Origin of the sequence: Xenorhabdus sp. PB61.4 (assembly GCF_963894935.1) — a bacterium.
Lineage (GTDB): Bacteria > Pseudomonadota > Gammaproteobacteria > Enterobacterales > Enterobacteriaceae > Xenorhabdus > Xenorhabdus stockiae.
On record NZ_CAWQJR010000155.1, the window covers coordinates 1 to 24,294 of the forward strand.

12 protein-coding genes are annotated in these 24,294 nt (G+C 45.2%); 5 read left to right on the forward strand and 7 right to left on the reverse strand.

The genetic code is table 11. From position 1 onward, the window contains the following. Positions 1–1,164 precede the first annotated feature (1,164 nt). The 5 genes from AACX68_RS10005 (at position 1,165) to emrB (ending at position 5,935) form a co-directional block, all read left to right on the forward strand. On the forward strand, positions 1,165–1,956 hold the full coding sequence (locus tag AACX68_RS10005; RefSeq protein WP_228859017.1) for an AzlC family ABC transporter permease: 792 nt from the start codon (positions 1,165–1,167) through the stop codon (positions 1,954–1,956). Then, positions 1,949–2,284, forward strand: coding sequence for an L-valine transporter subunit YgaH (gene ygaH / locus AACX68_RS10010; protein ID WP_228859018.1), 336 nt, complete (start codon positions 1,949–1,951; stop codon positions 2,282–2,284). Before AACX68_RS10005 ends, ygaH begins: the two co-directional genes overlap by 8 nt. 129 nt (positions 2,285–2,413) lie before the next feature. After that, entirely contained in the window at positions 2,414–2,941 is a 528-nt protein-coding gene (gene mprA / locus AACX68_RS10015) for a transcriptional repressor MprA (protein ID WP_099121678.1), read from the forward strand. Positions 2,942–3,181: 240 nt separating this feature from the next. Then, entirely contained in the window at positions 3,182–4,378 is a 1,197-nt protein-coding gene (gene emrA / locus AACX68_RS10020; RefSeq protein WP_255705520.1) for a multidrug efflux MFS transporter periplasmic adaptor subunit EmrA, read from the forward strand. Between the two features lie 15 nt (positions 4,379–4,393). Then, positions 4,394–5,935 carry a multidrug efflux MFS transporter permease subunit EmrB gene (emrB, locus tag AACX68_RS10025; RefSeq protein ID WP_228859019.1) on the forward strand — a complete coding sequence of 514 codons (1,542 nt, stop codon included), beginning with the start codon at positions 4,394–4,396 and terminating at the stop codon, positions 5,933–5,935. A 71-nt stretch (positions 5,936–6,006) separates the two neighbouring features. On the opposite strand, the gene AACX68_RS10030 is transcribed toward emrB, so the two are convergent. Genes AACX68_RS10030 through AACX68_RS10060 form a run of 7 tightly spaced genes read right to left on the reverse strand, consistent with a single transcriptional unit; the run spans position 6,007 to position 24,272 of the window. Continuing rightward, on the reverse strand, positions 6,007–6,774 hold the full coding sequence (locus AACX68_RS10030; RefSeq protein WP_228859020.1) for a thioesterase II family protein: 768 nt from the start codon (positions 6,772–6,774) through the stop codon (positions 6,007–6,009). Between the two features lie 3 nt (positions 6,775–6,777). Continuing rightward, positions 6,778–10,149: a non-ribosomal peptide synthetase gene (locus AACX68_RS10035; protein ID WP_228859021.1), complete on the reverse strand. Its 3,372-nt coding sequence runs from the start codon at positions 10,147–10,149 to the stop codon at positions 6,778–6,780. After that, positions 10,146–11,351, reverse strand: a complete 1,206-nt coding sequence (locus AACX68_RS10040) for an aromatic ring-hydroxylating oxygenase subunit alpha (protein ID WP_228859022.1) — start codon at positions 11,349–11,351, stop codon at positions 10,146–10,148. The genes AACX68_RS10035 and AACX68_RS10040 overlap by 4 nt, the downstream gene beginning before the upstream one ends. Next, positions 11,351–12,382 carry a ketopantoate reductase family protein gene (locus AACX68_RS10045; RefSeq protein ID WP_228859023.1) on the reverse strand — a complete coding sequence of 344 codons (1,032 nt, stop codon included), beginning with the start codon at positions 12,380–12,382 and terminating at the stop codon, positions 11,351–11,353. Before AACX68_RS10045 ends, AACX68_RS10040 begins: the two co-directional genes overlap by 1 nt. 1 nt (position 12,383) lies before the next feature. Continuing rightward, a complete protein-coding gene (locus AACX68_RS10050; protein ID WP_228859024.1) occupies positions 12,384–13,634 on the reverse strand; it encodes an MFS transporter in 1,251 nt (416 codons plus the stop codon). Continuing rightward, positions 13,631–19,318: a non-ribosomal peptide synthetase gene (locus AACX68_RS10055; RefSeq protein ID WP_228859025.1), complete on the reverse strand. Its 5,688-nt coding sequence runs from the start codon at positions 19,316–19,318 to the stop codon at positions 13,631–13,633. Before AACX68_RS10055 ends, AACX68_RS10050 begins: the two co-directional genes overlap by 4 nt. Before the next feature lie 4 nt (positions 19,319–19,322). Continuing rightward, positions 19,323–24,272, reverse strand: coding sequence for a type I polyketide synthase (locus AACX68_RS10060; RefSeq protein WP_228859026.1), 4,950 nt, complete (start codon positions 24,270–24,272; stop codon positions 19,323–19,325). Between the last annotated feature and the right edge of the window lie 22 nt (positions 24,273–24,294).

Here is a 24,294-nt window from a genome sequence, read left to right on the forward strand (position 1 = left end):
AAAATAAATACAAATCTATATATAGTATAGTTCTCATAAAGAGATTATCAAAGTGTAATGCATCAATACTCTTTTTTATTCTTCAATAAGTGCCCGGATCAATAAAGAATTTTACCAGAAGAGTGATAATTTATGGCAAACACCATTGGATCGCGGGTAGTTATACTCATCGAAAATCAGATGCAAACACTTTTCATCTGGCAGCGATAACAAATAAATCTCAACGTATATCCTCCCCCAGAAGAGATAAACTCCCGAGGAGTTATTTTTCATCCCAGCCATAACATCAATATTTTTTCTATTAAATCACGCTGCCTGCAATGAAAGATTCAAATTAAGTCTTAAATGCAAACAGTTATCTACAAAACAGATTATCTTTTGATTAACAATAATAAACAATAATTTGTCAGCATATCTCAGCGCTTCGGTATATAGCTTGGAAAATTTATCTAGATTAAGCTATTAAAGAGAATATACCTTTTCACAAAGCTAAATATTTATTACATGACAATTAAACCCAAAGTTAAGAATTTATATAACGTATTCAGTTATTGTCCAAAACAGGCTGTTAATTTATTGGAATCCAACTACGATAAATCTGAACAATTGCAAAAAAAGCAGGATGTATGTCTTCATAATCGCCTGATAAAACTGTTTAAAAGCCAGAAAAATATCAATAGACAAGATAATTGTATAAGTTCAGATAACTAATAACGGGAAATTCTCCCACAATAAAAACAGTATGATTTCCGGTCAGACTAATTTTCACTCACGCCATATTTTAATACGGCAAAAAATATAATCAGGGGATATACATTGGTGAGAAAATTTAGAACCCGATAAAAAAATCACCGGAAAAAGAGATTCATGGTGATGCAGAAAAATGATAGCTCAGACAGGAAACCTGTTCAGACAACATACAATACACTCTTCTGCCGAGTAATCAGAAAATCCATAAAGCAAAAATTCTTTCCTCTGCTCCTGTTCATGGCCACACATAAATTTATTAACAAATCAACAACCATATCCCTGATTACTCCATTTTTTCGATCAAAATCATTGTTCTCAATAATATTTATTAAATAATTTAGACATTTCACATTTTCACTTTTATTATATTTCGTTAATGTTGTTTTACCTGTTAACAAAAAAATAAATTACTCTATGTCGATACCTGATACACCCGTGCCCGATAGCTTAAGTTCAGACACGCCGATAAATGACCAAACTATAACAGGCAAAAGTTCCTCATTTATTGAAGGTATTTTTGATAGTCTCCCCATTGTTATCGGCTATATTCCCATCTCTTTTGCTTTCGGTCTGAGTGCTGTCAAACTGGGTTTTTCTCCTCTCGAAGCCATATTTTTTTCGTGTGTTATCTACGCAGGTGCCAGTCAATTCGTCATCACTGCATTACTCAGTGCAGGTACATCTTTATGGATTGCAGCCCTGACGGTTATGGCTATGGATATCCGCCACATTCTGTATGGCCCAGCCTTGCGTTATCGGCTCAAGCAAAAGTTATCCCAAAAGAAAACGGTTATTTGGGCGTTCGGGTTAACCGATGAAGTTTTCGCCGCTGCTACAACGAAATTAATAAAAGATCAGCGCAGCTGGAGCGAAAACTGGATGGTCGCCATTGCCATGTGTTCCTTGCTGTCATGGGTATTGGGCACAGTAGCAGGCGCATTGCTGGGTAATGGTTATCTCGAATCATATCCCGCTATTGAAGCAGCGATGATATTTATGCTGCCAGCCCTGTTTTTAAGTTTTCTGCTCTCTTCCTTCAAAAAACAAAATAATTACTGCGTTATTGCTTCTCTGGCAGGCGCGTTAATAGGTGTCATGTTTTTTTCTATCCCGGTTGCCATCCTGACAGGAATTATTGGCGGCTGCTTAGGTGCTCTTGTACAAGCTCACCTAACTCAAGTGGGGGAAAAAGCATCTCATGATTGATCATAATATATTCATAATTGGAATGGTTGTAGGAATAGCCAACTTTTTGTTCCGCTATCTGCCACTGTGCTTTGGCTCGAATCGTTCTCCCGGAGCAAAAATGGGAAACATCGGGATCATATTGGACAGTATTGGAGTGGCATCAATTTGTTCGCTCCTCATCGTTGCAGGAATTCCTGAGGTGATGCGGGCACATAACAAGTTTTTTCCTACACTGTTGGGCTGTCTGGCTATTGGTATATGCTTCTATAAGACACGTAGCATTATCATATCTACACTGTCCGGAGCAGCCATTTTTGGATTAACATTCAAAGTATTTATGAATTAGGTATCAATATTAAAAGAAATATGATGATAATAAATAACTATAATTGCTAAATTTAACTTTTAATATAGTATTTGTATGGTTTTTAACAGAAGTTACTTTACCGGTTGAAACTAATAAGGTATCTAAACAATGGAAAGTTCATTCACTCCCACAGAAGAGTTGCTTAATTGCCGTGTTGCACAGCAAAAAGAGTTGAACAAAAGTTTGCCCTATCAAGAGATATTACTGACTCGCTTATCGATGCATGTCCAGAGTAAGATGCTGGAAAATAGAAATAACATGCTGAGAGCTCAAGGAATCAACGAAACCTTGTTTATGGCACTGATGATCCTGGATACCAAAGAAAGTCGCAGCATTCAGCCATCAGAACTTAGTGCAGCGTTGGGTTCTTCTCGTACAAACGCAACTCGAATTGCTGATGAATTAGAGAAGCAAGGCTGGATAGAAAGAAAGGAGAGCCACAACGACCGCCGTTGTCTCCATCTTCATCTGACAGAAAAAGGTACAATTTTTTTGAATAGTTTACTCCCGCCTCAGCATGAGTGCTTGGTTAAACTTTGGTCTGCCCTTGATCTGGAGGAACAGAAACAATTAGAGAATTTGATGAGAAAATTGCTGACACAGTTGGATAATATTGGGGATTGTTTGAAAAAGTGATTGTTTCTCCCTGAACAGTAGTACTGAGTCAAAAAATCATATTATGGCAATATGACCTAAAAAAACTTTTCCGCTAGCCGGTATCATTTGATACTTCATATGGCTAACGATTAGCCTCTGATAATAATCAATCCCATAAGTCTATCTTTTCCAGTAGTGTCATCTACACTACTGGAATTGAATGGTTTTTATAATATTTATGTCGTACAGCAACATAAACCGAAATTACGGAGATTCACTATGAGTTCTAGTGAGGGAAATCCAGTACCACCAACTTCGAATCAACCTCAAAAAAATATGAGAAACAAAAAACGCTCTCGTCGCAATACATTGATCTTAATCTCTTTATTATTTCTCATCGTCGGAGTTATTTATGCCATTTACTGGTATCTCTTCTCGCGCCACCAGCAAGAAACGGATAACGCCTATGTCACAGGTAATCAGATTCAGATCATGTCTCAGGTAAGTGGCAGTGTCACCACGGTCTATTTTGATAATACCGATTTCGTGAAAAGTGGCAGTGTTCTGGTTCAGCTCGATCCTACAGATGCAGAACTTGCACTAAAAAAAGCACAGAACGGACTTGCCATGGCGGTTCGGAATACTCAGCAACAGATCGTTGATAGTGAAAAATATCAGGCAGTCATTGCACAGAAAAAAATTGCCCTCAGAAAAGCACAGAATGATTTTGACCGCAGGAAAATATTGGGTAGCCGAGAAGTAATTGGTAAAGAAGAGCTACAACATGCTTATGAAAGTGTAGCGCTTGCTCAGGCAGATTTGAATGTCGCAATTGAACAGTACAATAGTAATCAGGCTGTTATTTTGCATACACCGCTGGAAAAACAACCCGCAGTGGAAAAAGCAGCCTCCGATGTCCGTGATGCCTGGCTGAATTTACAGAGAACCAAAATTGTCAGCCCTGTAGACGGGTATGTTTCCCGCCGTAATGTACAGATAGGCTCCCGCATCAATACAGGAACGCCTTTAATGGCTATCGTACCCGCCACCGGCATGTGGATTGAAGCTAACTTCAAAGAAACCCAGCTCGTCAATATGCGCATTGGTCAACCAGCAAAAATCGTCAGTGATTTTTACGGTGATAAGATCGTATATACAGGAAAAGTTGTTGGCCTTGATATGGGAACAGGCAGCGCCTTTTCTCTGCTACCTGCCCAGAATGCCAGTGGAAACTGGATCAAGGTTGTCCAGCGCCTGCCTGTCCGCATTGAAATTGACTCAGAAAACCTGATAAAACATCCTCTTCGTATCGGGCTGTCAACAAAAACCACCGTTGATACAGCGGATACCAACGGAATTGCCTTATCCACTACTGAACGCATTAAACCAGCCTATCACACAAATGCGTTGGCGATAGACATGTCTCCTGCAAACAAAATAGTTACTGACATCATTAATAGTAACCTGAAGAATTAATTATAAGGGGGAGCCATGGTAACACGAGCACCACTTACAGGCGCAAAACTGGCGTTAGTGACCATTTCTCTCGCAATGGCTACTTTTATGCTGGTCTTGGATTCAACCATCGCCAATGTTGCCATACCAACCATTGCGGGGAATTTAGGTGCATCCAATTCTCAGGGAACATGGGTTATCACTTCGTTTGGGGTTGCAAACGCCATATCCATCCCCATTACCGGCTGGCTGGCAAAACGCATTGGTGAAGTCAGGCTGTTCATCTGGTCTACAGCACTGTTTACCCTCTCTTCATGGCTGTGTGGGATCTCAGGCAGCCTTGAGATGTTAATCGCTTTTCGTATTATTCAGGGGTTAGTCGCAGGCCCAGTGCTTCCGCTTTGCCAAAGCCTGTTATTGAATAACTATCCACCAGCCAAGCGGAATATGGCGCTGGCACTCTGGTCTGTCATGGTGGTGGTTGCTCCCATTTGTGGCCCGATACTGGGCGGTTATATCAGTGATAACTATCACTGGGGCTGGATTTTCTTTATTAACGTCCCTCTTGGTATCGGAATTATCTTTGTCACAATGAAACTCCTGCGGGGCCGGGAAACCAAAACAGAAATTAAACCGATTGATACAATTGGCTTAATTTTGCTCATCGCAGGTGTCGGCTCTCTACAGATCATGCTTGATAAGGGTAAGGAGCTGGATTGGTTTAACTCGACTGAAATTATTGTTCTGGCAACGGTTGCTGTTATTTCATTAGTGCTTTTGGTCATATGGGAATTAACCGACGATAACCCCATTATCGACCTTTCATTGTTCCGGGAGCGTAATTTTACTATCGGAACACTGAGTATCAGCCTCGCCTTTATGTTGTATTTCGGCAGCATCGTTCTGCTACCGCAGCTACTACAGGAAGTGTTTGGCTATACCGCAACATGGGCCGGTTTTGCAGCCGCACCGGTGGGGATACTCCCGCTGTTACTGTCACCACTTTTCGGTAAATATGGTCATAAAGTTGACATGCGTGTCCTCATCACCTTCAGTTTTATTGTTTATGCTATCTGTTTTTACTGGCGGGCATATACATTCGAACCAGGAATGGATTTTGCAGCGGCGGCATGGCCCCAATTTTTGCAGGGGCTTGCGATGGCCTGCTTCTTCATGCCACTGACAACCATCACTTTGTCAGGTTTGGGGCCTGAACGCATGGCATCCGCTTCCAGCCTGTCAAACTTTACCCGTATATTATCAGGCTCAATTGGTACATCGATCACAACCACACTGTGGACACAACGTGAATCGATGCATCATGCAAACTTTACCGAGCAGATCACCCCGTATAACCCCAATTATCAGCAGGTTCATCAGCAACTCTCTCAATTGGGAATGAATGATCAGCAAATTGCCGCCTATCTGGCAAAAGAGATCACTCATCAGGGGTTGATCATTTCAGCTAATGAAATTTTTTGGATTTCAGCAGGTATATTCTTGATCCTGATATTACTAATCTGGATGGCGAAGCCACCTTTTGTAGCAGGAAAACAGGGTAGTGGCGGAGCACACTGAGCAGACCATATATTTCCGTTCATAGTTTTTCCGACAACTGCAGCTCATTCTCTGACTGAAAGAACCCGGGATCATTCGGGTTCTTCAGACAGTGACGCTAAAACAACCTCTATAACCTTCTCTTTATTTTCATCAATAAAAAAATGACCGCCCTGAACATATTGTACGGTTACCCCTTCACTGGATAATTCTGACCATGCATGGAGTTCAATTGGTTTAATGTCCGGGTCAGCATCTCCGCTTAAAACGGTTATCGGGCTTTTCAACAATCTCCGTTTTATCTGATAAGTTTCAGCCATTTTAAAATCAGCCCTTAAAAGCGGCAGCAAGAAATCCATCAGTTCCCTGTTTAACAGGACTTCATCCGTAGCACCATTCATTTCCCGTAATACACAGATAAATTCATCATGCGGTAAGTCGTGAGTTACGGGGTAATTATGTCTCAAATGCGGAGCTGTACAGCCTGATGCAAACAAATGCACAGGAACCGGATAACCACAGGATTGCAGTTTGCAGGCAAGCTCAAATGCCACCCGGGAGCCCAGACTGTGTCCGATGAAAGCATATGGGATTGTCGTAATAAATTCCGTATGAGCCATTAATTCATCGATCAGTAATTGCAAATCTTCATATGGCGCTTCATCAATCCGGGTTGTTCTACCCGGCGGCTGTACGGCAACAATTTCAATATCATCCGTAAAATATTCAGCCCAGTCATGGTACGTCTTGGCGGAGCCCCCCGCATAGGGAAAACAGAATATTCTCAGCCTCGGGTTATGGATCGGCTTAGGGATAATAAATAGCTTATTACTCTCCAAACTACCCTCCTGTTTTTCCATAAATTACCTATTAATATATGTATTGCGATAGCGCAGTTGTTCTTCCGCTAACGCAATCAAATTTGTCAGAGACGGGCGTTGATAAAAGGCCTTAAGTTTTAGCTCAATGCTAAAATGGGCATTAATTTTTGCCAGTAGGCGTACAGCCATCAGAGAATCTCCGCCCAGCTCAAAAAAATTGTCCTCCGGCGAAACCGTGCTGCGATTGAGAGCCTCACTGAAATGGGAACAGAGCTGTCTGGCAATCTCAGAGCTAAATTCACACTCCACATGTTCTTCTGCCAGTGGAGAATGTTGGTTTTGCCCTAATATCAATAAAGCGGCAGTATCAATCTTATTGTTTATGGTATAAGGAATAGCATCGATTACCCGCCATTGCGTTGGGATCATATAATCCGGCAATTGGCCTTGCAGGTGCTGTTTGACCAGACCAATAAGTTGATGAGGGCTCTCCATAACCCCCGAAGCTGGCACCAGATAACCACAGAGCCGCTCATAGGGCTGTTTTTCAACGACGACGACAGCTTTATCAATATTCGGTACTTGCTTAATCCAGGATTCAATCTCTTCCGGCTCGATCCGATAGCCCCGGAGTTTGATTTGCTTATCCTTCCGCCCCAGACACAGCAGCGTGTTATCCAGAGTAAAACAACCCAGATCACCGGTTTTATAAAGCCGTTCGCCGCTGATACGGGAGAAAGTATCTTCAATAAACGCAGCCGCAGTTAAGTCGGGACGCTGCCAGTATCCTTTCGCGACCCCCGCACCACCGATAAATAACTCACCAACCACTCCGGCTGGCTGATGGCAGCCCCGTTCATTGAGAACATACATCTGTGTATTGGCAATAGGGGAGCCAATCGGTAACACACCCTGACGCCTTCGGAGGTCTGACCCGATATTCAATCGCTCGACACAACAACCCACAACCGTTTCTGTCGGGCCATACTCATTAAAACACACACTTTCAGGCGCAATAGCGCTGAGATACTCCAGATGGGTACGACTCATCTGCTCGCCACCGACAACGATCACGTTAACGTCCAGCGATGTCTGTTTCTGCCCCAGACTAAGTGCCAGATGCTCCAGTTGTGAAGGCGTTGTTTTCATTAATCCCAGAGGTTTATTCAGTTCTAATAGGTGCAGTAATGGCCCACCCTGACTATCCTGACTATCCTGACTGGCTTGTGAGGAGAACAGTATGACATGTCCCCGTGCCATTAATGGCAAGAGTAAACTGGTGATAGTGGCATCAAAACCGAAAGATGTTGTTACGGGAACACCCAGTCCACCTAAATCATGGGATTTTGTCGGAATAGATTTTATCGGAATATAGGTTTGTGCTGCCCAGTTAAGATAGTTATTCAGCCCCTTACGATAAACTTCAACGCCTTTGGGTTTGCCTGTCGTACCGGAGGTGTAAATCATGTAACAAAGGCTGTTATTCTGGGGAATTTGTTCCCATTGCGGGACTAAGGCACCAAAGTTTCTGTTGTCTCTGCTTGCCGCTTCCCATTCGCGCGTCAGCTCAATAACCGGAGTATTGAAACGCGATATCTCCGCAACCAAAGACGCGTTTTTGTCCTCTACACCACTTTCCTCAATCACAACAGCGTCAGGGCAGGCATCTTCAATAATCATCAGCAAACGGTTAAGAGGTAAATGGCTATCGACAGGTATCCAGACAATGCCTTCCATTAAACAGGCAATAATAGTGGCCAGAGCCAAAGGGGTAGCGCCGGAGAAAATCACAACCCGGGCCTGCTGCGCCGTTTCTGACGGAATATGCCGGCGCAACTCATCAGCGACTTTCTGGCTCAGAAAATATAGTTTTTCATAACTCATACTTTCATCATGTGAGCCAGTTAAATATTCAACTGCTGTTAACTCAGGTTCTGTACTTAATTGGCGCAAAAAATGCTGACAGAAGTCTTCCTGAAAGAGAGTATCGGTCTGATTGAATGCCAGTACCTGACGTTGATAATCATCCTCGCTCAGCAAAGACTGAGCTAATACTTCCTGATCAGCATTGAGAATCATCGCGGTACACAACTGCTGATAGCTGTTGATTAATACGTCAGAATAGTCTGCCGCAACATGGTTATATTGATATTCAAAACATAGCTCCACGGTATCAACGTGATTCACCACAAACAGCGTCAATGGGAATTTTCCCCCGACCGGCGTTAACTCATGTAGATAAGCACGAGTACCGGGTAACGTCCAATCTGTCTGACCGACAAAATAGTTGTACATCACATTGAATAACGGAGTTTGTGGGGTCTGCTGCACATGGCTGACACTGCGCACAATAGAGCTGTAAGGAAATTGCTGATGCTGTATACCGGTATAAAGCTGGTCACTCAGTTGAGAGGCTATATCGGCAAAACTGATTTTTGGGTTGAAGGTTACTTTAATGGGTAACACATTGATAAAATAACCTATTGTTTTATCAAGACGTGCATCATCCCGCAAAGATGTGGGCACACCGAACACAATCGTTTGCTGTCCCGTTAATCGGTATAGCAGCGCAGCGTATACAGTAAAGTAAGCAAGTGCCGGTGAAATACCCAAACCAGAAGCACAGCGATTGAAATTGTTAGCTAAATGCGATTCCAGCAAACGTCGAACCATACCGCCCTGCTCACTCTTTGAGGAGACAGGATTACCAATAGCAAACTCCAATCGGCCATCTACTCCGGACAATTCATTCAGCCAGTAAGCTTTATCACCATCCAAGTAATCACCACGCAGTAACTCGTCCTGCCAAATTGCAAAATCAGCGTACTCGAGGATATCGGCTCCTGCATCATCACTTAATAACGCTTCTCCTGCGTATGCAGTCGCAATGTTATTGAGAATTAAGGCGACAGAATCATTGTCACAAATCAGATGGTGCAGGCAAAAATGCAGAATATGCCGTTGCTCTCCTAATTTGATCAACAGAAAGCGGGCTAAACCGGGCTGGCTCAATGTAAATGGCGTTTCCAGATTATTCTGACAGTAAGCCAGTGCCCGTTGTAGTTGCGACTGCTGATGATCATCCGGGATCTCATTTTGTCCCGCCAGATCTACAACCGTCACCGGTAATTCAACTACTGGGTAAATATGCTGCACCAGCCCCTGTTCAGTTTCGACAAATGCCGTACGGAAAGCTTCACTGTTCTGGATCGTCTGTGCAATGGCATCCAATAATCTCACCTGATCCAACGTTCCGACCAACTCGTAGGTAACCGGCACAATGTAGAGCTGTTTTTCGGTCAACTGCTCCGCCAGCCATAAATCTTGCTGACCGGCAGTTGCCTGTATTTCATCAATTTCAAAGGTACGTTCCATCTCAATATCAGTATGCATCTGGTCTTCCATCTTATTCATGCCTGACTTTCCTTCCTGCCATTTGGATGTAAAATCGCCGCTAAGTTGCGGTGCAACTGGCTGATGAGAGACTCAGCCTCACCATATAACAGGCTCGGAGCACTGGATACTTCCAGATTCTTCTGTACTTGTTCGATGGCCTCGTAATCCTCTTCCAACGCTTCCGCCAAATACTCCACATCCAGCTGGCATACTTCCTTAATCTCTGCATCCGCGTTATGGATAAAGTTGAAGGTCTTCGACCACGTTTGATTAGCCGATACAGGATGGTAAAAAGAGACAAAAACATGATAAGGCTGCACCCCGATAATCACGTTAGGGAACAGTAAATAAGTCGCAACCATTTCCCGGCGTATCTTATGAGGAGTTTGCTGGCGAACCTGAGCCAGATTTTTCAGCGGAGTCAGGATACGGCCATGCTGGGCAAAGGAATCCAGCGAGTACAATTGACCATTCAATGTGGGTACCAGGCTGTTCCGGTGCAAAGACTGGACATGATAGTATTCGATAAAGTTTTCAATCAGCAATTTCCAGTTAGCCTGCACCATTCTTTCGCGGGAATTCAGCAGTTGATGCTGTTCAAAACCAATGGCTGTCATTTGATCTTCAATGGCAGCAAACCAGTTATCCAGCGAAAAATCAGGTTGAGGATCGCTCGGCATTTGCCACAACATACCGAATCTTTGTCGGGCATTAATTGAATTCAGTGAACGGTATTGGTCTGGTATTTCGGGGAAGGCATCACGCCAGCGCGCAGCAATTAAGTGCCCCTGATGGCTGAATGACCAGCTATGATAAGGGCAAACAAAAGCTTTTTTGCATCCTTCCGTCTGGTTTTCCAGCTTTGCTCCCCGATGTGGGCACACATTTTCAAATACAGCACAGCGATCACTGTCTACTTTGCTCACGATCATAGGAACACGGCCTTGGTAATCAACCGTAATAAAATCCCCGATATTTTCCAGTGACTGAATCGGAGTTATAAACTGAGGGATTTTTTTCCACAGCTTTTGCTGTTCGTCCTTAAAATAATCCTGACAAATATAGTGTTTAATCTGGCTTTCATAGATCCCAACGGGTTGCGTTGCAATAAAAGAATTACGCTGACTAAGCATGTCGATAAAATAATCAGCATAAGGAGAAAATACGTTATTCAGAACGCCTTCACCACCATCAAGCGAGCTTACTGTTGTTCCGCTCATTACGCATCTCCTTTAACCAGAGTCATATCTGTGAATGTATAAGATTGGGTTATGCACGACTGAGTTACATAGGTATTGTAAAAATCGAAATAACGATAAACGAAATCCAGATTGGGCACCGCAAGACCCATTCGTTGGCTGAGATTGATAAAAGAAGCGAGCAGGGTTTCAGCTTCTGTTTCTTTGCCATGAAGTACATCCAGAACCAAGGAGGATTTAAAATCAGGAATCGACATCAAATATCCCATGGACTGACGACGAAAATTTTCACTATCTCTGACGTATCCGGCTTTCTCACCAATAGCCGTACATTCATCAACAATCGCCTGTATCACGGTTCGGGAACTGCTGTTGCGCATCGCGGTTTCTACGCCGGAACGGACTAACCCACACACAGAAGCCGCCGCATTCAGGGTATTTTTAGCAAATGCTTTATGCTCTATATCTGTACAGCCTTCGAAGGGAATGCCCACGCGGTTGAGTAAATCCAACGCCGCTAAAATATCCGTTTCTGGCCGTTCTTTGATTCTTTTGATCTGCTCAGGGACACCAAGATAACTGGTTTTCAGGAACCTCAATTTCAGTTTTTGTTTCCCGTGCTGAGTCACTGAGAAATTGAGCACTCCTCGGATAATCGTGACATCCAGAGCCTCATCAATGAATGGCCGTTCGGTGGCAAACCCATTCTGAAATAAAATCACCGGGCCTTTAAGACAGTGTTTATGGCGGGACAATTGCTGACAAATATGCAGGTTGGAAACGGTTTTACTGCATACATACAGTTGATCAAACCCTTTAGCTAAAAAAGCACTGTAGTCGGTAAGATGCCCATCAATAGCAATGCTACCGAGATCCACACTCGCGGCGTATTCTGGTTTTGTCTCATCGAACAGCTGTATTTGGCTGATCGGATGTGCCTGATGTCTTGTACCGCGTGAAGACAATAAAAAAACCTGACATCCTTGTTGTTTACATTGATGGGCTAAGTAACACGCAACCGCCCCCGTACCGATAATGCCTATTCTGAGCATATTATTCTCCCCTTATAGCGACTAACAGCCTGCGTGTCGAGATAAGCAAGGGAGGTAATATCAGTAAGGTAATCCCAATAAAGTAAAGATCCATAGGATTACCCTGCCCCCAAATCGCCCATCCACCCTCTTGAGCCAGTAAGAGATCCAATACAATTCCGGTGATGAGATAAATAATGAAACTACTGAATGTCTTAACCAGATTACGCAGTGCGAAGACTCGGCCGTGATATATTTTCGGCACCGTTGTTTGCCATAACGTTTGCATTTTAATGATGCTTATCCGCATCGTGATAAAACTAAGCGCAATACATATGCCAGCGACATAAATATTCTTTATCTGGGTCAATACCACAAAACCCGCCGCGAACAGGAATTCCAGCGCGAATAGCGGCATACGTTTTAATATAGAAGGCCGCCATGCTGAGATAAGACTGACGATCACCATGGAGACACCACCGATAGACATCATGTAACCGGCATCTGCGACAGAAAAATACGTGGTGAAATAAGGCACAATAGTGATTAGCGTTCCCCCGACCAGAATGGCTTTAAAAAAGGTGTACGCAATCATATAAGTCATTTCCGGCGATGCTCTGACCAACCGGACACAGCCGATATCAGGAAAAATAGCTTTCCAGTTCAACTTAGAGAGCGTGCCATCATCATGTGGCAGAAACTGCACGGCGCTGACCCTGAACAATAATCCGGCAGCAAAGGCACTGATCATGAAAGTCATCAGATCGAGCGTCAGCACAATCCCCAAACCATAATGAGAGAACAGAAACGCCCCGATGATCGGGGCAAGCATTTGTGGTAATGAATCGCTGAGGCTGCCCAATGAATTCGCCCGATTCAGTGAAGCAGCCGGTACCAGCCGGAAAACCAGCGTGCTGTAACAATCAATTTGTAACGCCGTCAACACACTGGTCAATGCGATATAGAGATAAACCACGATGTTATTGAGATAGCCAAAGTGATTGAAGATAAGCACAATCGCCAAAGCTAACCCCGCAATGCCCTCTGTGAACAATAACACCTTACGTTTATCGTAATGATCAATCACATAACCGACTAACGGCATCAGTAAAAAGGCCGGAAGCACTAATACCAGATACATATTTGTATAGGCAGTGACTGACATTTGTTTTTCCAGCAACCACAATCCGAATGCAAATTCGGTCAGTTCACTGCCAAAAATCGACACCGCAATGCCAATCCACAGCGGATAAAAACCATTGATCCCCTTCATTCAACCATTACCTTCTTTTTTCGACTACGGGCCTGTAATACGGGTTTTGCTTTTTGCACGGTCATCTCTGCATGATTATTCGGTAAGGATGCCTGAGATCCGGCTGTAACCCTGCTCTCAGCCAGCGCGGATTCAATCCACCCAATCAGCTCAGCCAAGGTTTCACAGGCCATAAATTCCGGTAGTCTCAGCGTCATGCCATACTCTTTTTGCAATGCAGACAGGATTTTGATCGCAATTAACGAATCTCCGCCCAATGCAACAAAACTTTCATTCATATTCAACCCATGCTGTCCAAGATGAGTCATCAGCAAACGGCCCGCTGTGCTGCCAAGATCCGCCGGTGATGGCGCTTGCGTGACGCGTTCAGAAACATGTGCCTGTAATGAACTGTGTTGTAACGTGTTATTTGGGAATAAGTCAGGTTGCAAAGGAAATCTTTTTATCGATACTTTGCCATTGGTGGTTTTGGGGAAGTCAGCCAGATAAATAATGGCATGTGGCTGCATATAATGAGCAAAATTACCACGGATATACTGGCGTATCCGCTCACTTAGCGCTTTTTGTTCCGCTTTATCCGCCTGAGTTTTCACATAACAGAGTAATTTTGTTTCCGCCGGCGGAATACGCGGATCAATGACACTGTTTGTTGTCAGTACAACCTGCTCAACACCTTCCCACTGGCCGATAATACTTTCAAGCTGAGTCGGCTCAATGCGATAGCCACGTACCTTAATTTGGAAATCGGTACGTCCGAGGAATGACAGGCATCCCTGCTCATCCATGCTGACCAGATCACCGGTTTTATACATACGCGGAGTGGCATGGTTGCAGGCTTCACGCGGAATATACGGATCAGCCACATATTTGGCAGCGGTCAGGGTGTTATTACCGTAATACCCTTTGGATACCAGCGGGCCGCCAATATACAATTCACCGGATTCGCCACGGGGCACTGGCTGCCCGGCTTCATCCAGCACATAAAAACCAGTATTCGCTAATGGCTTGCCCAGCGGAACTGTTTCACCGACCCATGTATCAGCAGTGATTACCGAATCCGTCGCGGTGATGGTTGTCTCAGTCTGAGCATAAGCATTGGAGAAAATCCCGCCTTTCGGAACGTGCTGCTGCCATTTTTTCAGTGTCTGTGGATCAACTTTTTCCGTCCCGACTAAAATACGTCGTAAGTGAGAGGGATACTCCATCGCCGGATCGTCTAAACTTTCCACCCAGCCTTGCCAGTAGGTCGACGGTAAATCAGCCAGCGTAATCTGTTGCTCAATCAGCAATTGATTAAAATCAGAGAAAGTGCTTGGCGGTGTATCACCCATAAAGACAACCCGACCACCCGCGCTCCAGACAGGGAAAAGTTCTTCCAGAACAATATCCCAGAATAAATCGGTAAATTGAAGCATCCGATCTTCGGGCCCAATCGCCAGATATTCCTTCATCATCAAACAGTGATGGGCAATGGCTCCATGAGAGTTCATCACACAATTAGGTTTTTGAGTACTGCCTGAAGTACAGGTAATGTAAGCCGTCTGGCCTGCTGGAATCATTTTTTCGGGATTTTTCAGTAACGCCGAATTTCCCTCACTCATTCCACCTTCATCCACGCCACATTGACGTAACAGCGTCTCTTCATCGTAAAAATTGAAATACTGCACATGAGAGAGGGTGCTGAAGGTGCCATAATCTTCATCAATTAGGGCAAATCGCGGAGTCAGTATTGAGAGCAGATATTCAACCTGAGTCACTGGTAATTTTTTATCGACAGGAACATATACGCCCCCTGCTTTCAGTATGGCTAACACGGAGATTGCCAAAGGAATACCACGACGCACCCTGACAAAAACAGGTTCTTCTGGCTGTAATCCTTGGTGTAACAAATGATGAGCCAACGCATTTGCCTGACGGTTCAGCTCAGCAAATGAAAGTGGCTTCACCCCTTCCGGCGAACGGGTATCAACTAATGCACACGCCTGTGGTTCATCGCAAGCACGTTGCTCAAACAAGGCATGGATCGGAGCCTGATACAGAAAATCCTTCCGCACTGTTCCTATGGCAATAGAAGGCGCATCCAGTGATTTTAGATAAGTAGCAATATCAGCCAGAGTCAGTGCATTCTGCTCTGGTGCACTCACCAGATAGTTCAATAATTGCGCCATTTGACCGGACAGCATTTTAACTTGTACCTTGCTGTAGGCCTGTGCCGCATACTCCCAGTGCAGATACAGGTCATTCTCACTCTGGAACACATCCAGAGACAATTGACCCACAATGAAACGCTTGGGATTGTCCAGTAATACCGACCAGCTACCACTATCATTCAGCCTCAGTTTACGGGGGCTGAAATTGAAATCGTAATTGAGATAACGGGTCAGCATTTCTGAACGGTTGCTCAGGCTGTTACTTTGCACTGTCAGATCGTCAACGGTCACATCCTGATGGGAAAGAACCTCCAACAATTGCTCACAGGTCAGGTCAAGATACTCACTAAAAAGCTGCTGTTCATTGCAGGTATTAACCCGGACGGGCAACATCGCGGTCGTTAACCCGACCAAATTATCGAAGTTATCAAAATTACGCCCGGCCACCGATGTCGCCATAACGAACTGAGATTGTTTAAGTACCGATCCCAGAAAAATGGAGTAGGCGGTATACATCAGTATGTAAGGTGTTACGCGATGTTGAGTGGCGTATTGCAACAGCTTGGCCGTCAGTTCAGCCGGTAATTTCTCCAGATGAAAGCCCCCCGTAGCCAGCACGTCACCTTCTTCAGTAAGTTCGACAGGTACTGTAACGGGTAAATTAGCCAAATCCTTCTGCCAGCCAGATAGATATTTATGCCAGAATGATTTCTGATGAATAAAATCTGGTGTGTTTTTGAAGGCAGCCAGCCGTCCCAGATAATCCTGATATTGCGCAGCGGGTGGCAAATCACGGGCACCATGATAAACAGCAACTAATTCATTGATGAAGATATCCAAAGAGACACCATCAACAACCGTATGATGGGCAACCAAACAGATGATATCCACCCGGCAATGATCTGATGCGTATTGCGCTAAAGAAGTTCCATTCCATAATGGTTTGGACAGATCAACCTGCGCTACATGCACTCTGAACATCGGCCCGCGATCGAGTATAAATTCTTCATCTATACAGGCTTGTTGCCACTGAGAAAACTGCGCCGGTGAATCAAGAGGAGACTGCTCAACACGCATGGCAGCATGATAGTCAAATTGTCCCGTTACGGTTTTAAACGTTTCAGGGCAAAAAACCTGTTGTAGCTGCTGGTGACGATTGAATAGATACTCAATGGTGCTGTTCAAACGGTGGGGCTGCAATTCATCGGTAATCACACACTGAATGAATTCATTGTAAGATTTTGAGGCTGCCGGATCGTACCAACTCGCCATCGCCAGATTTTTCTGCATTCTGGGTTCAGCCAAAACCGTTGTTTCCTGCATTTTCGGCGCAATCGGTTTATCCTGCGGACGAGCAGAAGAAGAGCGAGAAGCAGTGGTAATTCCTTCAACCGTTTTTTCGAAAGCATTGAAACACGCCTCCAGAACATTATCGTCATGAGCCGTCGAGAGGAAACAAGTGCGCCCTTCCCACGTATAAACCCCATTCATCAGTAAATGATGGAAAAATAGTTCATGGTTTTTCTTCTGGTTGAACTTGAAAAGTGAACCAAAATTCGCAACTTCTATCCCGCTATTTGCTGCGGTAAATAAACCATTAAGCCGTTTGACAAACCCTGTTGTTCTGTCGTTCAAATCAGCTTGTAATGATGGCCCTTGTGCTTTCATATGTAACAGCGTTGCTTCTGCGGCTGCCATTGCCAGAGGGTGTTTACAGAATGTTCCGGCAAAGAAAGTGGTCTCATTAGGCGGGTAAGAAGAATCACCAAATTGCCAGAAACCACCATCAATATAATCCATGACTACAGCATCTCCGGCCAGCACACCAACAGGCAGGCCGCCACCGATAACTTTGCCATAAGTCACCAAATCTGCCTTAACCTGATAGTAATGTTGGGCGCCTCGGGCGTGATAACGGAATCCTGTAATAATTTCGTCAAATAACAAGACGATATTCTGCTGTGCGGTGATTTTCCGTAACGTCTGAATAAACGATTCTGGTCGTAAAGTGATATTGCGTGATTGAACCGGTTCAACCATAACCATGGCGATTTCATGCCCATGGGCTGTAATGTAATCCAGACTTTGCTGTTCGCCATAATTAAGCACCACAATATCCCGCCCCAGATTATCAGGAATACCGCTGGATTGTGGGAACTGCTCTCCGGGCTTCATGCCGCCCATAAAGAGAATTTCCGTATAATGACCGTGATAGGCATTATTGAAGATGACAATTTTTTGTTTCCCGCTGGCAGCTCTCGCCACACGGCAGGCAAGCATAATCGCCTCAGTCCCTGAATTGGTGAAAGCGACACGTTCAACGCCGGTGATTTCGGTAATGAGATCCGCAACAACCATCGCAGACTCATCAACAGGGCCAAGATGAAAACCGTGCTGGAGCCGCTTTTGCAACGCCTGTTGGATGAAATCGGGGTTATGCCCAAAAAAGTTGACACCAAATCCCATCGCGATATCGATAAAAACATTACCGTCAAGATCGGTAAAGTGCGCCCCTTTTGCCGTTTTCCCCACAATCGGGTAACACAGTTCTTTCAGTTTGCTGTTGAATTGGATCGCATTGCGGTTATCACAAAGTGCTGTCCGATATTTCTGGATAGTGTTTTTTGACGCGATTGTTTTCGCATTGTATTGCTGAATAAACGCTGTCGTTTCCGCATCACATTGCACAGGCTCTGAAAGCACAACCGGTTTATAAGTAAATTTGGCTTTTTCACCTGACGAAGCTGCCGGCTTTGTCACCTCAGTCTGAGGCTGCTCAGTGTGATGATCGGGGATCTCAACGGATTGTTTGCCTGATTGAGTGCTCGCCAATGGCGCGGGATTTGATGCTGTAGGCAACGCTGATGTTATTGGTGCTGGTGGCGCTATTGGGGTTGTAGATAATACCGGGGCTAATGCTGAGACTGGCGGTTGATTCGCCGTGATAAAATTCGTGGTTCCTCCCCTGATATTCTGCAATACCGCCAGCTGCTGCTGAAACAGTTGCTGCATAGCGTTTAACTGAGCCACCATAATGCCCTGTTTAGTCTCAATATCGAGTTTGGTTTCACGGACAGGAGTCATCGGCACATTAACGACAGGTGTGTTAACTGTAGACTGGTTAACTACTGATTGATTAACTACAGATTGATTAACCATAGGTTCGTTAATTATCGGCTCAGGCTGCCTATTATCGGCTGCCTGTGGCTGTACCAGTGCTTGCTGCGGTGTTGGCATCTCCGGCGCAGTTAGCGACACATCCGGTTCATGATTAACACTGCCAGCCACGGCAGGCTGAGCCTGCTGACGGATGAAACTGGCAACCTTATCGATATTCGACAATCCCTTAAAAAACTTCCCGATGCTGATATCCACGCCATATTCGGATTTAATATTGTTTTTAAATCTAATCAACGTGAGAGATTCAATACCCAGCGCCAAAAAGTCAGTATTGGTAGGCACATGCTCACTCGCTAATTCCGACTGTAGCCAATTTTGCAGAGCGTGTTTTAGTTCATTTGGCAGTTGCGTCATTACGTTACTTTCCCTTCATAAGTTCTAATTGGGCTTGGAAAATGGCGTTCATACAGTCAATTTGCTGCTGCATGATGAAGAAAGGTTCATGATCGATCAGATTGCCCTGCTCATATTCTTCAGGCTGTTTCTGTTGTCTTGCGCCATTCGCTAACGTGGCGGTGTATTCCGTAAACCAACACGTTTCTGTCAGTAGTTTTCTGGCCGGCAATAAGGCGGGATTAAATGTGAACGGGGAATACATTGTCAGCCATTCTCTCGGTGAGCCGGATAAACAGTCGCTGGCTAATACCGCCAATAAATCGCAATAATTGAGTTGCTGGCTGTTCCGGGAGGGACTATAAGCGGAGGCAAAGTGTTGCGGTTGTTTCTCCGACAACCATACGCTGAGCATACTTTTAGGCCCAATCTCAATGATCTTCAGCCCAGACATCGCCACTAAATTCTCCAGATTACGCCGGAACAGGACACGGCCTAACATGTGCTGCTGCCAGTATTCGACTGTAGCAAAACACGCTGTTTCCGGTTGTCCTGTCAGATTCGACAAAATCGGCACTTCTGCCACTTTAAGCGGAATATCAGCGAGAAACGCCCCAAATTCCTGAGCTGCCTTCCCCATCATCGGAGAATGAAATGCCCGGTTAGTATTGATAAACCGGGCATGGAGCTCATGCTGTTCCAGTTTTTGCCGGAAATGCTCCAGCGCATCACGTGTGCCGCTGATAATAGTGTTGGTTTCGCTGTTTTCTGCGGCAATAGTCAGCTCAGCGTGTTCTATCAGCTCACTGACCTGCTCCGCCGAACCATTCACCATCATCATTGCACCACGGGGATCGCTGGCTTCCATTAATTGAGCGCGCTTGATGATGATCCTCAGCCCTTCTTTCAGGGAAAATACATTGGCGATACAGGCCGCCACATACTCACCAAGACTGTGACCAAGCAGAATATCAATGCGTCCAATGGCAGGACGCAAGCACTGATAGAGCGCATATTCGAAGGCAAACAAAATAACCTGAGCAAACTCAGTGCGGTTGATTATCTGCTCGTCTACCGGCTCAATCAGAAGTTGTCTGACCTCCACCTTGAGTTGCCCACTTTCATGTGCTATCTCCGAACATAATTGATCAATCTGATCAATCCACTGGGCAAATTGCACATTATGACGATACAACTGAGCCGCCATTGCTACCGATTGAGTTCCCTGTCCGGCAAAAACTAATGCCATCGTTGTTTTATCAACCGTGGTATCAGCAATTGATGGGCCATGTTCACTGGCGCGATAACCTATTATTTCGCCTCTGGATACTGCGGATAACTGCTCAACCAATTGTTCAGCACTATTGACCACCAGTGTACAAACAACCGGCAATACCGTCCGTTGAGCCAGTGTCTGGCAAAAGTCTCTAAGCACAAATTGCTTTTGTTTGATATGTTGCTGCACATCCGCCAATAATCGGCAGGCAAACGCCTTCAGGTGTGCCTGATCGTATCCGCTCAGTACGCAAGGTAACGTCTGGTTTTCCGGCTCTGTCTCAGCAAGCCTTTTTTGACTTTTACGGGGGCTTTTGATCACCACATGCGCCCCTGTTCCTCCCATGCCAAATGCACTGACGGCCAGACACGTTTTTTCGGGGGCAAGCGGCTGGACGGTAGTCGGGATCGCCAGTTGTCCTTCGGCCAGCGTGATCCGTGGGTTCAGCTCGCTGAATCCTGCCACTGGCGGCGCGATTCTGTGTTTATCAATCAGTAATAGTTTGATTAATCCGGCAATACCCGCCGCAGCTTCAAGATGCCCGATATTAGCTTTGATAGCGCCTAAATAGCAGGGAGTCTGCGCTTTTTGAGCGTGAAAACAGGCATGGATACCCGCCATTTCGATGGGATCGCCCAGATGAGTGCCCGTACCGTGAGTTTCGAAATAACCGATATCACTCGCCTTCACATCAGCATTTGCCCAACACTGTTCCAGCAACTGTTGCTGTGCAAGCGGATCGGGGGCTGTGATGCCATTACTACGACCACCATGATAAATCTCAGAAGCCAGCAAACTGGCTTTAATATCGTTGTTATCACGGATGGCAAGATCTTGACGTTTAAGGATTACTACGCCAGCCCCTTCGCCCAGAACGGTTCCGTTTGCCTTAGCGTCAAAAGGGCGGCATATGCCATCATGGGATAATACGCTCAATTGCTGCATTTCCCTGAAATGGGCCATATCCAGCTGTAGGTGTACCCCCGCCACAATAGCGGTATCGCATTCGCCCCGTTCAATACTCAAACGTGCCTGATGCAATGCCACCAGCGATGATGAACACAAAGTATCGACCGTTAACGAAGGCCCTCTCAAATCCAAAAAGTACGATAGTCGATTAGCGCATACGCTGTTCTGATTGTTGATTGCACTGCTCGGATATCCCTCTTCCCCTGTCTCCGTGAGATAATCCTGTAGCAACTGTCGATAACCATTCTGGCTGATACCAACAAATACACCGGTTCGGCTTTCTTTCAGATCATTCAGGCTCAGATTAGCCTGCTCAATAGCTTCCCATGTTACCATCAGCAATAATCGGTGCTGAGGGTCCATCAGCCGGGCATCTTTAGGCGTAATCTGGAAGAAACTATGATTGAACTGACGAATATCGTCGCAAAACGCCCCGCTCAACTGGATACTATTCGCCTCAAACTCGGCTAATAGCGATGCCATAAAAGGACGATCTTCCGGGCAGCGGCTGAACTGGCTTTTTCCTGCCAGCAGATTTTCCCACAACTGATCGCAATCTTCTGCGCCGGGAAAACGTCCGGCATAGCCGATAATCGCTACTTCAGCATTATTTTGTTCAGACGGCAGTGATATTGTAGCCTCAGTGTGCGAAAGGCTTTCATCTATTGTTTTTACTGAGGATGTTTTTACTGTAGGTACTGCCAGCCTCTGCCAAAGCTGATGAATTGACGAAGCGGAGAACAACACGACTTCAGTCACCGCATGGCCCATAGCCTGACTTAAACTGTCAGCCAATTGGACGATGGTCACGGAGTTATAACCCAGATCCATTAAAGAACGTTGTACATCATCTTCGGCCAGTTTCTGCCCCCGCACCTGACCAATGATGCGAACAAATGTTTCCCAGTTAATTCTCTGTATTGGCACAGCCTCTTGAGGAATAACGGATGAAACAATGTGATTTTCGGTAATTTTCAGGAATGAATGACATGCCGGATTCAGATGGAAAGGCTGACTGATATCGTATAAGGCATCACGCACAGCCTGATAATTCTCGCGTACAGTACGCTGCGACACTTTAAATGACGGTGTGACTTCCCCTTTCTCCAGAGACAGTGAGGTTTCAGTGACCGCCACCGCAATCAATTTAAACGAACTATCCTCCACCTGCTGATTATGCTGTTGTACCACTTCAGCAATATGCTCCTGCAAGCGGGATGAGTGTTGTAGTGTGCAATTCTCGCCAAATCGCTGGCGACAAAGCTCAGGGTTAATAAACAATAAAGCCGTAGCGTAGGGGCGTTGTTCAATATCAATAATGGCATGGTTGATAATATCGGTTTTCTCAAACAAACTTTGTTCAATGGCATCACTGGAGACCTTTTCGCCATTAGACAGTTTTTTGACCGAATCTAACCGCCCCAGAAGCACAAGTTCACCCTTGATCATCTTGCCGAGATCGCCTGTTCTGAACCATCCCTGACTGAAGCAACGCTGGTTAGCGGCTTCATCGGCATAATAGCCCAGCATCACATTCGGCCCTTTTGCCAAAATCTCCCCGCTATCTTCATCAATACTGAGAATGACATTGGGTAAAGGGCGGCCTACGCTGTTGTGTTCTTCATAGCCCGGGCCTTTAAGTGTCAGGCATGGGCTGGTTTCCGTCAGCCCCCAGCCCTCAGCAACGTAGATGCCACATTGCTTAAAATAGTCTTCGATATCCGGAGGCAATTTGGAGGCAGCAGAGAAGATCATCTGCAATGTCGGTGCCACTGCCCGGTAAAAAGCCCCGGAATGTTTCATTTTGTTGGCAACGACTGTCAGTATCTTGGGTACACTGAAAAAACGTGTCGGTTTTAACTGACTCAGATTAGTGCACATCCGGTCAATATCCATGCCCCGGCTATTATCAATATGTAACATCGCCTGACTGAAAATAGCCGTGTATTTTTCAAATAATCCACCAAAGCTGTGATGCCATGGCAGGTAACTGAGAAAAGATTGCGGGCCATCGAAATGCCATAATGTTTGCAGAGCCTGCTGCTGTGACAGAATATTGTTCTGACTGAGCAGCACACCTTTTGGTTTACCACTGGAACCGGAAGTAAACATCAAACAGAATGCCTGTTCTGCCCGCGTGGCCTGTAAGTCTGTCGTAATAGCCCTGAGTAACGCCTCTCCGATAGCTTCATCGCTGACGGCTTTATCCGGGCTGATCAGGTCAGTTTCCCTGTCAATACCGGCAAAATCAGGGAACGGTCCGGCCTGTTCCAGTGTCATCACCTGCCACGGGCTATGCTGAGCCAGCGTCTGTGCAAGGGATACCTTTTCCGTGATGACTAATGCGGGTTCTGCCAATGACAGACAGTAAGTCATCATCTCCTCAGAATAATTGGCGTATACCGGCGCATAAATAGCACCTTTAAGCTGACAGGCGAATTCAATAGCCAGTAATTCCCAGCAATTATGGGAAATTGTCACCACCCGCTGACCACGAGTAACGTTCAATTCATGCAAATAACGATAAATGCGGGCAATACTGCACAGTAATTGGCGCCAGCTTAGCTGACGCCCGGATTGCAAGTCGTTAAACCGTATTGCATCAATATCGCTGAGTGCTTTTTTCAGTAACGCCAGAATAAGGACATTATCAGTATCAAGTCCCTGAAGGCAGACACGCCATTGCTCAACAAAACGATCTGCTCCTGCATTTTGATTGTGTTTACGCATACTCTTAAACCAAATAAAAAAG